This window comes from Bradyrhizobium sp. LTSP849, assembly GCF_000938255.1.
Lineage (GTDB): Bacteria > Pseudomonadota > Alphaproteobacteria > Rhizobiales > Xanthobacteraceae > Bradyrhizobium.
This window is the reverse complement of sequence record NZ_JYMR01000013.1, coordinates 116,764-131,906: the sequence shown is the minus strand read 5'-3', so window position 1 is coordinate 131,906 and position 15,143 is coordinate 116,764. Positions and strand designations below refer to the sequence as shown.

Below are 15,143 nucleotides of genomic sequence, written 5' to 3'. Positions count from 1 at the left end.
CCTGAGAGCTTGTGACGCTTTTACTTGTTCGGAACGGAGTGGAGTTTCTTGTCGCGGTAAATGGCGGGTCTGAGTTCGTCGATGAGCTCTCGTTTATGCGCTGCGGAGGCGGTTGCCTTGCAGGATGTTGTTGGTGAGGGCGTACCAGAGCACGACGGCGCGGACCTTTTCGATCCCGCGCACGGTCAATTGCCGTAGGTTCCAGTTGCGCCAGCGGGCATGGATGCACTCGCATATCGAACGGGGCTTGTACCGGGCCTTGCCCTCTTTGCTCGCCATCCGCGCACGCCAAGCCAGTACCCCCGCGCCGTCGCCGCGTCGCGGCAGGTAGGGGTCGGTGCCGTGCTTGGATTGAGTGGGCGGGCAAAAAACCTCTATGCCCTCGGCATGCGCCCACTCGATGTCTTCCGCACTGCCAAAGCCGCCATCGACGAGATGGTCTTTGGGCAGGCCGCCAGGGCGCGTGCGCTGCCGCTCCAGCATGGGCCGCATCAGCCCGCGGTCGGACCCCGTGTTGCATACCTTAACGTCAGTGACGAACTGCTCGCCGGCCGCACTCGTCACCTGCACGTTGTAGGCTGGGCGGAAGCCGCCATCCGCCATCTTCATGACCCGTGCATCGGCGTCCGTCGTCGACGCGCGCGGCTCCTTCGGCGTCTTGCCATTGCCTTGCTTGCTCTCGCGTTCCTTGCGCTGCTGCTTGATCTCGGCAAGCGCCGCCTGCGCCGCTTTCACGCGCGCGCTGCGTTCCTCCGCGGCTCGCTCCTTGGCTGCCCGGGCGCGCTGATTGCTGGCGTCAGAGCGCACGTCGACTTCGCGCTTGAGGTCTTCCACCACCGTCTCAGCCAGGGCCAGATGCCGCTCGAGTGTCGCCTCGCGCCGGAACGAGGCGGCTCCCGCGCTGGCCCGGACCCGCACCCCGTCCTGCGCCAGTGTCGCCAGATTGACGAGACCAGCCTTCGCCAGCGCCGCCAGATGCTCGCTGAGCAGCCGGTCCAGCAGGTCGGCGCAACCGACCCGGAAGTCCGCCAGCATGTGATAGTTCACCGACACCCCGCCGCACAGCCAACGATAGGCATCGTGGCTCTCGCACAGTCGCTCCAATGCTCGCGCGCTGCCGACGCCCTCGCTGGTGGCTGAGAGCCACAGCGCCAGCAAAAGCCGCGGCGAGGTCGCGGGGTGACCGGGGCGGTCGCCCCTGGCCTTGATCCGGTTCTCCAGCTCACTCAGATCAAGCTCTTCGACATAAGACCAGATCAGGCGCACCGGATGGTCTTCCCCGATCAGGCTCTCGATATCCACCGCTCGCAACGCGATCTGGTCGCGCTGTGGCTCACGCAGCCGTGGCGCGCCGAGCGGCGCCGCGTCGGCTTCAGGCTTCGATTGCGCCGGCAGATCACCGAACAATTCATCGGCAGCCATCTTCGCCTCCCGCCAATCCATCATCGCCAGAGAATCACATGCCACCGGCATTCGGACAGATTTACCTGGCACGCTGCCAAAAAATCACACGCTCTGAGGTGGCCGCTTCTTTAGCAGCCCTCGAAGGGCGACGGCCCGGCTGGCAGCTCGGCCGTTCATCCTTCGAGGCTCACCTTGCGATGCTTCGCATCGCAAGCCTCGCGCCTCAGGATGACGGGACCAGCGTTCGGATTACTGTAGCCACCTCTACGGCAGCTTGTCGTACCCCTCGCCAAGCCCGTTCAGGCTGAGCGGGAAGCCGATGCCTTCTTCGGGGGTCTCGAAGATGATGAAGGTCGCGGTCTTGGCGCTGCGGAGCTGGCCGAGCAGCTTGTCGTCCATGACCACCTCGGCAACGCAGCCATTGGGCAGGCAGCGGACGAAGCCGGCGCGGCCGACGTCCTGGTTGTCGAGCTTCAGCCCGAGGCCGGAGGGCAAGAGCACGCCGAGGGGGGCCACCACGCGCATCAGGCGGCTCTTCTGGTCGGCGGTCTTCAGCACGATCACGGTGAGGCCGGCATTGGAGCGGTCCTCCGCCACCACGCTCTGGATCAGGGCGCATTGCTCGGCCTGAGCGCCGGGCGGGGTGTCGCAGCGGATCTGCCAGTCGCCATGGACGGAGCGCACCGCGCCCTGCGCATGGGCGGGGCTCGGCAAGGCAAGGACTGGCAAGGCAAGCAGAAGGGCGGCGGCCAGGGGGCCGATCAGCGCCTTGAGGCCGTTAGCCAGCGTTGCCATGCATTTCGAAAGCCCCATCGGGGTCGGTCCCTCTGCTCGCTTGGGTCGCTCGCGCTGGTGGACTGATACGGCAATGACGGCGTCTTGAAGGCGATTCCCAAGCAAATCCCGCGCCGCCTCGGTCCGCCATCGCCGGCACGAATCAGGTTCCTGCGTAACTGCCCGCCAGTGCCTACCGCGAGCAATTCAGCTGTCAAGCCGCGGCATCCCGGGAAACGGTATTTTTGTCTGATGTTGCTGGGAATTATCTTGCGGGTGATGGCAGGTAGACCAAGCCCAAGACTGCATTGCGATAGATCAAGAATTATGGTTTGAGAGGCTTGATTTCGGCGTTTGAGCGATCTGGCCCCAATTCCTCTTAGAGGTATTCTTGAGTGGCAGTTTGACGGACGGGCGGGTCGAATAAGCATTTCCCGGAAATAGGGCAATGCACTTGGGGTGATTTCGTTAGGGGAGCGCGAACGGCATGAGGATGTCGATAGGTCGGGTGGGCCGGCAGTTGCTGGGAATGGCCACCATCGCCTTGGCGGCGGCTGGCATTACGCTGGCGACGGGCGGCGTGGCATTCGCCGAGCTCGGGCAGCCGGAGCCGTGGGAATGGCACCTTCAGGCCTCTGGGTCTCCGGTGATGGACAATATCGTCTGGTTCCACGATTTCTTGTCCGTGCTCATTATCGTGATCACGCTCTTCGTGCTGGCGCTGCTCGTGGTCGTGGTCGTGAAGTTCAATTCGAAGGCCAATCCGGTGCCGTCGCGGACCACCCACAACACGCTGATCGAGGTGGCCTGGACGCTGGTTCCGGTGCTGATCCTGGTCGGCATCTCGGTGCCGTCGTTCCGCCTGCTGTTCCTCGAGCTCGACGTGCCGAAGGCGGATATGACGATCAAGGCCACCGGCAAGCAGTGGTATTGGTCCTACGCCTATCCGGACAACGGCAAGTTCGAATTCGATTCGCTGATGGCGGCGGACAAGCAGCCGCGGCTGCTCGGCGTCGACAATGAGATGGTGGTGCCGGTCAACAAGGTGGTCCGGGTTCAGGTCACCGGGGCTGACGTCATCCACGCCTTCGCGCTGCCGGCTTTCGGCGTCAAGATCGACGCCATTCCGGGCCGGCTGAACGAGACCTGGTTCAAGGCCACCAAGACCGGCATGTTCTACGGCCAGTGCTCGGAGCTTTGCGGCAAGGACCACGCCTTCATGCCGATCGCCGTGCGCGTGGTGAGCGACCAGGAGTTCGCCTCCTGGGTCGAAACGGCGAAGAAGAAATATGCGAGCGGCGGCACCAGCACTTTCGCCTCCGCAGCCGGCCCGGCGCAGTAAGCGTCGGGTGAAGGCTCAAGGGACTGAAAGCGACATAAAGGGCGGGACCTCCGAAGGTCCGAATGGGACGCAAGGCAGGATTTGACAATGGCAACGAGCGCAGCGGCACACGGCGATCACGCGCAAGACCACGGACATGACGAGCACGCCCATCCGACCGGATGGCGCCGCTACGTCTATTCGACCAATCACAAGGACATCGGCACGATGTACCTGATCTTCGCGGTCATCGCCGGCATCATCGGTGCTGCGATGTCGGTCGCGATCCGTGCCGAGTTGATGTATCCGGGCGTGCAGATATTCCACGAGACGCACACCTATAACGTCTTCGTGACCTCTCACGGCCTGATCATGATCTTCTTCATGGTCATGCCGGCGATGATCGGCGGCTTCGGCAACTGGTTCGTTCCACTGATGATCGGCGCGCCGGACATGGCGTTCCCGCGCATGAACAACATCTCGTTCTGGCTGCTGCCGGCCTCCTTCGCGCTGCTGCTGATCTCGACCTTCGTCGAGGGTGAGCCGGGCGCCAACGGTGTCGGCGCCGGCTGGACCATGTATGCGCCGCTGTCGAGCTCCGGCCATCCGGGCCCGGCCGTCGACTTCGCGATCCTGTCGCTTCATCTGGCGGGCGCGTCGTCGATCCTCGGCGCCATCAACTTCATCACCACGATCTTCAACATGCGCGCGCCGGGCATGACCCTGCACAAGATGCCGCTGTTCGTGTGGTCGATCCTGGTGACGGTGTTCCTGCTGCTGCTGTCGCTGCCGGTGCTCGCCGGTGCGATCACCATGCTGCTCACCGACCGCAATTTCGGCACCAGCTTCTTCTCACCTGACGGCGGCGGCGATCCCGTGCTGTTCCAGCATCTGTTCTGGTTCTTCGGTCATCCCGAGGTGTACATCCTGATCCTGCCCGGCTTCGGCATGATCAGCCAGATCGTCTCGACCTTCTCGCGCAAGCCCGTGTTCGGCTATCTCGGCATGGCCTACGCCATGGTCGCGATCGGCGGCATCGGCTTCGTGGTCTGGGCGCACCACATGTATACGGTCGGCATGTCCTCGGCGACGCAGGCCTATTTCGTCGCCGCTACCATGGTGATCGCGGTTCCGACCGGCGTGAAGATCTTCTCCTGGATCGCCACGATGTGGGGCGGCTCGATCGAATTCCGCGCCCCGATGATCTGGGCGGTGGGCTTCATCTTCCTGTTCACGGTCGGCGGCGTCACCGGCGTCGTGCTGGCGAATGCGGGTGTCGACCGCGTGCTCCAGGAGACCTACTACGTCGTCGCGCACTTCCACTACGTGCTGTCGCTCGGCGCCGTGTTCGCGATCTTCGCCGGCTGGTACTACTGGTTCCCGAAGATGACGGGCTACATGTACAACGAGACGATCGCGAAGGCGCACTTCTGGGTCACCTTCATCGGCGTCAATCTGGTGTTCTTCCCGCAGCACTTCCTTGGCCTGTCGGGCATGCCGCGCCGCTACGTCGACTATCCCGACGCGTTCGCGGGCTGGAACCTGATCTCGTCGCTCGGCTCCTACATCTCCGGCTTCGGCGTGCTGATCTTCCTCTACTGCGTGCTCGACGCCTTCATGAAGAAGGTCCCGGCGGGCGACAATCCCTGGGGTGCTGGCGCCACCACGCTGGAGTGGACGCTGCCCTCGCCGCCGCCTTTCCACCAGTTCGAAGTGCTGCCCCGCGTGCAGTAAGCCATCTTCCGCGGCGCCCGTGACGGGCGCCGCGGCTCTATAACGAAGCAAGCAGGTCTAAGTGTCCGTCCTCGATCAGAACGCCGTCGACATCAATCCCCGGATCTCCGAAGCGGAGGTCGGCGACTACATCGCGCTGTTGAAGCCGCGGGTGATGTCGCTCGTGATCTTCACCGCGCTGGTCGGGATGGCGATGGCGCCCGGGCATTTCCACCCCGTGCTTGCGATCACCGCGCTGCTCTGCATCGCCGTCGGCGCCGGCGCCTCCGGTGCGCTCAACATGGCGCTCGAGGGCGATATCGACGCCAAGATGTCGCGCACGGCGAACCGGCCGATCCCGCGCGGCCGCATCACCCGGCCCGAGGCGATGACGTTCGGCATGACGCTCGCCTTCTTCTCGGTGATGACGCTCGGCATTCTCGTCAACTGGATCGCTGGCGCGCTGCTCGCTTTCACCATCTTCTTCTACGTCGTGATCTACACGATGGGCCTGAAGCGCTGGACTGCGCAGAACATCGTGATCGGCGGCGCTGCAGGCGCGCTGCCGCCGGTGGTGGCCTGGGCTGCGGTGACCGGCACGGTCGACGTTGAGCCGCTGCTGCTGTTCGCCATCATCTTCTTCTGGACGCCGCCGCACTTCTGGGCGCTGGCGCTGTTCCGCTCCGACGACTACGCCCGCGCCGGCATTCCGATGCTGCCCAATGTCGCCGGCCCCGATGCGACGCGGCTCCAGATCCTGCTCTACACCATCGTGTTGATCGCGGTGGCCGCAGCCCCGTGGGCGCTCAGCTATTTCGACGCCATTTACGGCGTTACCTCGCTGGTGCTCGGCGCCGGCATGCTGGTGCTCGCCATCAACGTCTATATCCGCCGTGAGCGCAGCCAATCGCTGCGCGCGACCCGCAAGTTGTTTGCTTTCTCCATCTTTTATCTGTTTGCGCTGTTTGCGACCCTGCTTGGCGAGGTCGTGTACCGGGCGCTTGCTCCGATGGTTGGGGGCGCATGAGAACGGGATGGCTGACAAAACCGAGCCAGATGGAATCGTCCTCACCGAGGCGCAAAAGAAGAGCCGTCGTCAGCGCTCGATTGCGATCGCGCTCGCGCTCGGCGTGCTCGTCGTACTGTTCTTCGCCGTCACCATGGTCAAGGGACCAGCGGTGCTAGTTCGCCCAATGTGAGAGAGATGGATCGAGAGCCCACTATATCGCAGGACGTGACCCCCAAGGCAGCGGTAGCGGTGCGCCGTGGTTTGGGCCGTGACGCGCTGGTCGCCTCGCTCTGCGGCGGCTTGGTCGCGTTGATGGTCGGTGCGTCCTACGCGGCGGTGCCGTTCTACAATTGGTTCTGCCGCGCCACCGGCTTCAACGGCACGACCCAGGTCGCGACCTCTGCACCCGCGACCGGCCCGATCGCGCGAAAAATTGCGGTGCGCTTCGATGCCAACGTCGCGCCCGGCCTGCCCTGGAAGTTCGAGCCGGAGCAGACCGAAGTCGAGGTCAATATCGGCCAGGTCACCACCATCTATTACACCGTCACCAATCAGGCCGCGCGCACCACCTCAGGCCAGGCCGCCTACAATGTCGCGCCGCTGACGGTCGGCTCCTATTTCCAGAAGATCAACTGCTTCTGCTTCACCGAGCAGACCATGGCGCCCGGCGAGAAGCGGGAGATGCCCGTCGTGTTCTACGTCGATCCGTCGATCGTCAACGACCACGACAATGACGGGCTCGGCACCATCACGCTGTCCTACACGTTCTATCCGGTGCGCGATCCGGTGGTGAAGCCGCTCGCAGCCAGCGAGGACGACAAACGCAAGGGAAATCTCTGACCGCCGGGTTCACGCTGCAGGGGTCGGAAAAGGGGATAAGTGCCGAACAGGCACGGGATTGAGGAGAGAGACCGAAATGGCCACCGCGCAAGGCAAGCATCACGACTATCACCTGGTCGATCCCTCTCCATGGCCGGCGGTCGGCTCCGTCTCGGCCTTCATCATGGCGGTCGGCGCGATCACCTGGATGCACCACATGATCTCGGCCGCGCCGATCATCTTCGGTGTCGGCACCATCGGCGTGCTCTACACCATGGCGAGCTGGTGGGGCGACGTGATCAAGGAAGCCCAGTACAAGGGCGACCACACCCGGGTCGTACAGATCAGCCATCGCTACGGCATGATCCTGTTCATCGCCTCCGAGGTGATGTTCTTCGTCGCCTGGTTCTGGGCCTATTTCAACGCGGCGCTGTTCCCCGGTGATCCCGTTCACGCCACCCGCGAAGCGCTGTTCGGCGGCGTCTGGCCGCCGCATGGCATCGAGACTTTCGATCCCTGGCACCTGCCGCTCCTGAACACGCTGATCCTGCTCACCTCCGGCACCACGGTTACCTGGGCGCACCATGCGCTGCTGGAGAACGATCGCCAGGGTCTGAAGTACGGCCTGATCCTCACCATCCTGTTGGGGGCGACCTTCACCTGCGTGCAGGCCTTCGAGTACAGCCATGCGGCGTTCTCGTTCGCCGGCAATGTCTACGGCGGTACCTTCTTCATGGCGACCGGCTTCCACGGCTTCCACGTGCTGGTCGGCACGATCTTCCTGATCGTGTGCCTGGCGCGCACCTATGCCGGTCACTTCACGCCGACGCAGCACCTCGGCTTCGAGTTCGCCGCCTGGTACTGGCACTTCGTCGACGTGGTCTGGCTGTTCCTGTTCCTCTGCATCTATGTCTGGGGACACGGCGCCGAGACCATGGCCCACGGCGCGCACTGAGCCGCGATAGATCAATCGGAAAGGGCGGCCGCAGGGCCGCCCTTTTGCTTTCCAGCGGCCGAGGCTTCGGCGGAAACTGTGATAGACTTACGCGTCATGAACGAAACGCCCGGCCCCTCCGAGTCTGAGACCACCGTCCTGCAAAGCGCGCTGCGCGGGCTTGCCTGCAAATGCCCGCGTTGTGGCAAGGGTAAGCTCTACGCGGGCTTCCTGACGCTCGCGCCGGCCTGCGACCGCTGCGGCCTCGACTATGCCTTCATCGATACCGGCGATGGCCCCGCGATCTTCATCATCATGCTGGCCGGTGCGATCGTGGTCGGCTGTGCGCTCGTCGTCGAGGTCAAGTACCAGCCGCCGTACTGGCTGCATGCGGTGCTGTGGCTGCCGCTGATCCTCGCCACCACGCTGCTGCCGCTGCGCGCCATGAAGTCGCTGTTGATCTCGTTGCAATTCCACCACAAGGCGGCGCCGGGCCGGTTGGTCGACCGCGCGAAATGAACGAGACCGCGCGCAAGCCTCGCGTGGCCGGCTTCGCGCTGTTCACGCTGTTCCTGACGGCGGCCTTCGTCGCGCTTGGCGTCTGGCAATTGCAGCGCCGCACCGCCAAGCACGAGTTGATCGCCGCGCTCACCGAGCGCCTCGCGGAGGCGCCGATCGCGCTGCCGCCGCCGGCGCAATGGGCCGGCCTGAACGCCGCACGCGACGAGTTCCGCCGCGTCAATTTCACCGCGACCTACGCGGCCTCGCCGGATGCGATGGTTTATTCGCCCGGCTCGGCCGTGCGCAAGGATGCCTCCGGCCCCGGCACCTGGGCCTTCCTGCCGGCGCGGCTGCCGGGCGGGGAGATCGTCGTGATCGATGCGGGCTTCGTCGAGAACACGATGCAGGATCGCGGCGTCGAAGATCGCGCGGTGAAGAAGCTCGTCACCGGGGCGCCCCTCGCGCTCACCGGCTATCTGCGCTTCCCGGAAGCACCGGGCTGGCTCACGCCGGCCGAGAACCACGACAAGCGTCTCTGGTTCGTGCGCGATCATCAGGCGATCGCAAGCGCGCTCGGCTGGGGCGCGGTCGCGCCGTTCTACATCGATCTGGAGCAGCCGGCGCCCGAGAACGGTATCCCGCGTCCGGGTTCGCTCGACGTGCATCTGAAGGACGACCATCTGCAATACGCCATCACCTGGTTCACGCTTGCAGGCGCCCTGTTGATCGCCTTCGCGGTCTGGGTGAGGGGACGGCGGCAGAGCGAAGCGAGCCCGTAGGTTCCCGGACGGAACCCGGAATCGCCCGGGCTTTATTATTCAGCGCATATTCACGAGTGTGATCCTAAGCCGCCTCCAGATTTTTCGCGGCAGACAGGATTTTCGGCGTGCGCGATTTTGATCAGATGGGACTTGTCGTCGATTGGGTGGATGCTTGCCGGAAAGGCGACCTCGCGACGCTGCTCGACCTCTATGCCGATGACGCCGAGCTCGAATGCACGTGCAACGGCACGCATTTCCTCTATCGCGGCCGGCGTGAGCTCGAGACCTATTGGGGGCCGAGGCTCAGCGCCTTCTCGTCAGCGGGCTTCGGTCTCGAAGAGATCAATCCGGTGCCGCACGGCATCGATCTCGAATATTCCGTTGCGGGCGCATTGCGCATCCACGCCTCGTTTCGCTTCAGCCCGGAAGGCAAGATCCACAGCACGCTTTGCGTGCCCGCGCGGCAGGGCTCGCACGATTGCGGTGCGTGCTAGAGCGTTTTCCAGCGAAGTGGATACCGGTTCGCGTGAAGAAAACGCGTCAAAACAAAAATCTAGAGCTTCCGTTCCGATTCTATCGGAACGGAAAAAGCTCTAGCCGGATACAGGTGCGCCGCGGATCTCCCCGACCGGCAAACGGCAGCGCACATAGGTTCGTTCGTCCACGCGCAGGAGTGACAGCGATCCGCTGAGCGCGCGCACGCGTTCGTGCATGCCGGTCAGACCGCGGCCGAAGACATTGTCGGCGGGAAAGCCGCCGCCGTCATCGGAGACTTCGACCGCGAGCGTATCGCCGGCAATGGCTGCCTCCACATGGGCGTTGCTCGCTCTCGCGTGGCGCAACACGTTGGTCAGCGCTTCCTGGATCACGCGGTAGACGGTCTGGGCCAGCGGCCCCTCGATCCCGTTGAGATCAGGATCGATCGTCGCGGTCAGGCCGATATGCGGCGCCTGCCTGCGAAAATTCCGGACCAGCGTCTGCACGCTGGTCTCGAGCCCCAATTCCTCGATGTAGAGCGGCCGCAGCCGGTCGAGGATGCGGCGGTTGGTCTGCTGGAGTGCCTCGACCGATCGCAGCACGTCTTGTGCCGAACTGCCGAGATGTCCCGACGGCGGCATGGCCTCGATCAATGCGACCGTGCCGGCGCGGATGCCGAACAACAGGGGACCGAGCTCGTCGTGCATCTCGCGGGCGAGATCACGCCGTTCGTCGTCCTGGAGCGACACCAGCCGGTGCAACAGCTCGCGATTGTCCTGGCTCAATTGCGCGAGCGTTGCGGCGAGCGCATTGGCCTCCTCGCAGCTCTGCCGGATCTCCGGCGGTCCGCCGACCGGGATCGGCTTTGCATAGTCCCCGCGGCGCATCCGCGTCAGCCCTTCGCCGAGATTTTGCAGGGGACGCAGCGCCGATCCCGCGAAGACATAGGCGATGATTCCGGTGAACCCCGTCAGCACGGCGACGAGGCCGGTCAACGCCAGGAAGCCGACCCATTTCTCGAACAGGTCGGCCGACAGGTCGGGCCGGAACACGATGTCGCCGACGCGCTTGTCGTTGATCATCACCGGTGATGCGGCATTCACGTCCGGGATGGTGAGGAGGTCGACAAACCATCGTGGCACGCCATGCGGGTTGCGCAGGGCGTCATCCGCGGGAGAGGCGGGAGCCGCCTCCAAAGAACGGAATTGGATATCCGAGGCAGCGTCCATGGAGTGGACAAAGGCCTCGAGTGTCTGCCGCGGATTGTTGGAGGCCCGCAGGGTGTTGTTGAGGGCGGCCGCGACCATCCTGGTCGAGCGCTGCCCCGGCTCGCTCTCGTCGGCCAACTGGCCGGTCGCGAAGGTCTGGAGCAGCACGCCGCCCATGATCAGCGCGGCGGCGAAGCTGACGCCCAGCGGAAGAAGCAGTTGCGTTCTGAACGGGAGTCGTTGCCACATTAGGTCAATTCTAACGCGCATCTGCGGGATTCTCTCTTTCCATTTGTTCCCGCCGGTCTATGAGTCCAGAGAACAAGTGAGCGCGCGATGCAAGATACTGCCAAGCCGGCGACCAGGGTCCTGATCGTCGACGACCATCCCGTGGTGCTTTCAGGTTGTCGTACCCTGTTTGCGTCCGATCATTCGATCCGCATCGACGAGGCAAGCGACGCCAAATCCGGGCACCGGGCCTATATCAGCAAGCGCCCCGACGTCACCGTCATCGACATCAGCCTGCCCGATGTCTCCGGTTTCGAGCTGATGCGCCGGATCCGCAAGGACGACCCGGACGCCAAGATCATCATGTTCAGCATGAATGACGATCCGGCTTTCGTGGTGCGCGCGGTCGAGTTGGGTGCGCAGGGCTATGTCTCCAAGGGCGACGATCCCCGGATCCTGCTCAAGGCGGTGCGCAAGGTGGTCGCAGGCGACAATTTCATCTCGCCGCAGCTCGCGGAGGCCGTGACGTTCTCGGGCGCCGCGATCAAGGCCAATCCGGCCTCGCAGATGACGCCGCGGGAGCTCGAGATTCTCCGCCTGCTCGGGCGTGGCAACAAGATCGTTGAGGTCGCCGAGGCGCTCGGCATCTCCTACAAGACGGTCGCCAACACCACGTCCCTGCTCAAGCAGAAGCTGGGCGCCAAGAACCATTCCGACCTGATCCGGATCGCGGTGGAAATCGGGATGAACTGACCCGTCAGGGGCCGAACCGGCTGCTCCAGGATGCAGCCGGTTCGGCCGACGGATCGGCATGGCCGGGCGTCCGGGCAATGCGTGGACGACGGCTGACACCATCCGCCGACACAATGGGCCGACGAGGTGTTCGTTCCTCGTCCTGTGCGATCAATCGGGAAAAAGCGGCAAGGTGGTCGGGCGCGGGGCTGTCGGATGGTCAGCACAGCCGACGTGTATCGGGAAAAACAGGAACATTCGGCGGCGCGCGCCGTTTTTGTCCTTGACGATCCCATGACAGGCGACGATAGCTCGAACGAACCATTTCTGGGGGCGGCAACCCCGACGACGAAAACCGGGTCTGCACACATCAACGACAGACCTTCCAAGAGGGGCTGCGGCATCGCCGCAGCCCTTTTTCGTTGGCGGGGAAGCGGTTTCCCGATGCCGCAAAACACTCTATGGTGCCGGGAAGCCTCTGGCTAGAAACTAGGAACATCGTGAAATCAAAGGCTTAAGGCCCCGGATTCAGGCTGGGCCGGCCTTTGGAGGGCAGTTTGACTCGTTACATTTCGACCCGGGGCGAAGCCCCCGAGCTTGGCTTCTGCGACGTGATGCTGACCGGGCTTGCCCGCGACGGCGGCCTCTATGTGCCGGCCACCTGGCCGCAGCTTTCGGCTGAGACGATCGCGGGCTTCTTCGGCCGCCCCTATTGGGAGGTCGCGGTCGACGTGATCCGTCCCTTTGTCGGGGGCGAGATTTCCGACGCCGAGCTCGGCCGCATGGCGAACGAGGCTTATGCGACCTTCCGCCATCCGGCAGTGGTGCCGCTGCGCCAGATGTCGCCGCATCAATTCGTGCTGGAGCTGTTTCACGGGCCGACGCTCGCCTTCAAGGACGTCGCGATGCAGCTGATCTCGCGGCTGATGGATCATGTGCTTGCCAAGCGCGGCCAGCGCACCACCATCGTGGTCGCGACCTCCGGCGACACCGGCGGCGCCGCTGTTGATGCGTTCGCGGGGCTGGAGAATGTCGACCTCATCGTGCTGTTCCCACACGGCCGCATCTCCGAGGTGCAGCAGCGCATGATGACGACGACGGGCGCAGCCAATGTCCACGCGCTCGCCATCGAAGGCAATTTCGACGACTGCCAGGCGCACGTGAAGGGGATGTTCAACAATCATCGCTTCCGCGATGCGACGTCGCTGTCCGGTGTTAATTCCATCAACTGGGCGCGCATCGTCGCACAGGTGGTCTACTACTTCACGTCGGCGGTCGCCGTCGGCGCGCCCGCGCGCGCGGTGGATTTCATCGTGCCGACCGGCAATTTCGGCGACATCTTTGCGGGCTATGTCGCCAAGCGCATGGGTCTTCCCATACGGACACTTCGCATCGCCGCCAACGTCAACGATATCCTCGCGCGCACGCTCAAGACCGGGATCTACGAGGTGCGCGAGGTGCACGCGACCGCGTCGCCGTCGATGGACATCCAGATCTCCTCGAATTTCGAGCGGCTGCTGTTCGAAGCAGGCAAGCGCGATGCGGCCGGCGTGCGTCGGCTGATGGACTCGCTCAAGCAGTCCGGGCGCTTCGTGCTGCCCGACGCGACGCTGGCTGCGATCCGCGGAGAGTTCGATGCCGGCCGCGCCGACGAGACCGAGACCGCGGCCGCGATCCGCGCCGCCTGGCGCGAGTCGGGCGAGCTCGTCGATCCCCACACGGCCGTCGCGCTCGCGGTCGCCGACCGTGACACCACCGATACGACCGTGCCCAGCATTGTGCTCTCCACCGCCCATCCGGCCAAATTCCCGGACGCCGTGGAGGCCGCCTGCGGCCAGCGGCCGCTACTGCCGGCATGGCTCGACGGTCTCATGACCAAATCCGAACACATGAAGGTGGTGAAGAACGATCAGGCCGAGGTCGAGCGGTTCGTGCTGTCGGTCAGCCGCGCCGCGAAACAGGGAGTTGCCGGATGAGCGTCGAGATCTCCAAGCTTACCTCCGGCCTGACCGTCGTCACCGACAACATGCCCCACCTCGAGACCGCCGCGCTCGGCGTCTGGGCCGGCGTTGGCGGTCGCGACGAGAAGCCGAACGAGCACGGCATCTCGCATCTCCTGGAACACATGGCCTTCAAGGGCACGACAGGGCGCTCCTCGCGGGAGATCGTCGAGGAGATCGAGGCCGTTGGCGGCGACCTCAATGCCGGCACCTCGACCGAGACGACGTCCTATTACGCGCGAGTGATGAAGGCGGACGTGCCGCTGGCGCTCGACGTGCTCGCCGACATCCTGGCCAATCCCGCCTTCGAGCCTGAAGAGCTCGAGCGCGAGAAGAACGTCATCGTGCAGGAGATCGGTGCTGCGCAGGACACACCCGACGACGTCGTGTTCGAGCATCTCAACGAGCTCTGCTATCCCGACCAGCCGATGGGCCGCTCGCTGCTCGGCACCGCCAAGACGCTGAAAGGCTTCAACCGCGACATGCTGCGCGGCTATCTCTCGACGCATTATCGCGGGCCCGACATGGTGGTGGCGGCTGCCGGCGCCGTCGATCACAAGCAAGTCGTCGCCGAGGTCGAAAAGCGCTTTGCAAGTTTCGAGGGGACGCCGGGGCCGAAGCCCCAGGCTGCCATGTTCGGCAAGGGTGGCACCAAGGTGGTGCATCGCGAGCTCGAGCAGGCGCATCTGACGCTGGCGCTGGAAGGCGTGCCGCAGAACGATCTGTCGCTGTTCTCGCTGCAAGTCTTCACCAACATCCTCGGCGGCGGGATGTCGTCGCGGCTGTTCCAGGAGGTGCGCGAGAAGCGCGGCCTCTGCTACTCGATCTATTCGTTCCACGCGCCCTACACCGACACCGGCTTCTTCGGCCTCTATACCGGCACCGATCCCGCCGACGCGCCGGAGATGATGGAGGTCGTCATCGACGTCATGAATGATTCGGTCGAGACGCTGACCGAGGCCGAGATCGCCCGCGCCAAGGCGCAGATGAAGGCGGGCCTCTTGATGGCGCTGGAGAGCTGCTCGTCGCGCGCCGAGCAGCTTGCCCGGCATGTCCTGGCCTATGGGCGGCCACAGACGGTGCAGGAGCTGGTGGCCCGGATCGACGCCGTCAGCGTCGAATCGACCCGCGATGCAGCGCGTGCACTGCTTTCGCGTAGCCGCCCTGCGGTGGTTGCATTGGGCAGTGGCAGGGGTCTGGACACGGCGGTGTCTTTTGCGGAAGGATTGACCAAGGCGCGTGCCAAGGCGCGGCTGCATTAG

The 15,143-nt window shown here is 64.4% G+C and carries 15 protein-coding genes; 12 read left to right on the top strand and 3 right to left on the bottom strand.

Annotation, left to right across the window (positions count from 1 at the left end; translation table 11 throughout):
- Positions 1-93: 93 nt before the first annotated feature.
- Together UB31_RS11590 and UB31_RS11585 are read right to left on the bottom strand one after the other, a co-directional pair.
- Positions 94-1,422, bottom strand: a complete 1,329-nt coding sequence (locus UB31_RS11590) for an IS1182-like element ISBrsp9 family transposase (RefSeq protein WP_045010194.1) — start codon at positions 1,420-1,422, stop codon at positions 94-96.
- Between the two features lie 246 nt (positions 1,423-1,668).
- Complete coding sequence (locus UB31_RS11585) at positions 1,669-2,217, bottom strand: invasion associated locus B family protein (protein WP_045010976.1); 549 nt, start codon at positions 2,215-2,217, stop codon at positions 1,669-1,671.
- Between the two features lie 448 nt (positions 2,218-2,665).
- Between UB31_RS11585 and coxB the strand changes: the two genes are divergently transcribed.
- The 9 genes from coxB (at position 2,666) to UB31_RS11540 (ending at position 9,730) form a co-directional block, all read left to right on the top strand.
- Positions 2,666-3,520, top strand: a complete 855-nt coding sequence (gene coxB, locus UB31_RS11580) for a cytochrome c oxidase subunit II (RefSeq protein ID WP_045010975.1) — start codon at positions 2,666-2,668, stop codon at positions 3,518-3,520.
- A gap of 87 nt (positions 3,521-3,607) precedes the next feature.
- Positions 3,608-5,233, top strand: a complete 1,626-nt coding sequence (gene ctaD, locus UB31_RS11575) for a cytochrome c oxidase subunit I (RefSeq protein ID WP_045005686.1) — start codon at positions 3,608-3,610, stop codon at positions 5,231-5,233.
- A gap of 61 nt (positions 5,234-5,294) precedes the next feature.
- Positions 5,295-6,239, top strand: coding sequence for a heme o synthase (locus tag UB31_RS11570; protein WP_045010974.1), 945 nt, complete (start codon positions 5,295-5,297; stop codon positions 6,237-6,239).
- 7 nt (positions 6,240-6,246) lie between these two features.
- Positions 6,247-6,411, top strand: coding sequence for a cytochrome c oxidase system small membrane protein (locus tag UB31_RS11565; protein ID WP_045005682.1), 165 nt, complete (start codon positions 6,247-6,249; stop codon positions 6,409-6,411).
- A gap of 5 nt (positions 6,412-6,416) precedes the next feature.
- Positions 6,417-7,061, top strand: coding sequence for a cytochrome c oxidase assembly protein (locus UB31_RS11560; protein WP_045005680.1), 645 nt, complete (start codon positions 6,417-6,419; stop codon positions 7,059-7,061).
- Positions 7,062-7,137: 76 nt separating this feature from the next.
- Entirely contained in the window at positions 7,138-7,995 is an 858-nt protein-coding gene (locus tag UB31_RS11555; RefSeq protein ID WP_045010973.1) for a cytochrome c oxidase subunit 3, read from the top strand.
- Positions 7,996-8,091: 96 nt separating this feature from the next.
- Entirely contained in the window at positions 8,092-8,493 is a 402-nt protein-coding gene (locus tag UB31_RS11550) for a DUF983 domain-containing protein (protein ID WP_045010972.1), read from the top strand.
- Positions 8,490-9,254: an SURF1 family protein gene (locus tag UB31_RS11545; protein WP_045010971.1), complete on the top strand. Its 765-nt coding sequence runs from the start codon at positions 8,490-8,492 to the stop codon at positions 9,252-9,254. Before UB31_RS11550 ends, UB31_RS11545 begins: the two co-directional genes overlap by 4 nt.
- A gap of 107 nt (positions 9,255-9,361) precedes the next feature.
- The gene (locus UB31_RS11540; RefSeq protein ID WP_045005675.1) at positions 9,362-9,730 is read left to right on the top strand and encodes a nuclear transport factor 2 family protein; all 369 of its coding nucleotides are present in this window, start codon (positions 9,362-9,364) and stop codon (positions 9,728-9,730) included.
- Positions 9,731-9,829: 99 nt separating this feature from the next.
- Here the strand turns inward: UB31_RS11540 and UB31_RS11535 are convergent, their stop codons facing one another.
- A complete protein-coding gene (locus UB31_RS11535) occupies positions 9,830-11,170 on the bottom strand; it encodes an ATP-binding protein (RefSeq protein ID WP_045010970.1) in 1,341 nt (446 codons plus the stop codon).
- 87 nt (positions 11,171-11,257) lie between these two features.
- On the opposite strand from UB31_RS11535, the gene UB31_RS11530 reads away from it, so the two are divergent.
- From UB31_RS11530 to UB31_RS11520, 3 genes are all read left to right on the top strand, one after another.
- Complete coding sequence (locus UB31_RS11530) at positions 11,258-11,902, top strand: response regulator transcription factor (protein ID WP_045005672.1); 645 nt, start codon at positions 11,258-11,260, stop codon at positions 11,900-11,902.
- A gap of 536 nt (positions 11,903-12,438) precedes the next feature.
- Complete coding sequence (gene thrC / locus UB31_RS11525; RefSeq protein ID WP_045010969.1) at positions 12,439-13,857, top strand: threonine synthase; 1,419 nt, start codon at positions 12,439-12,441, stop codon at positions 13,855-13,857.
- Entirely contained in the window at positions 13,854-15,143 is a 1,290-nt protein-coding gene (locus UB31_RS11520; RefSeq protein ID WP_045005668.1) for a M16 family metallopeptidase, read from the top strand. Before thrC ends, UB31_RS11520 begins: the two co-directional genes overlap by 4 nt.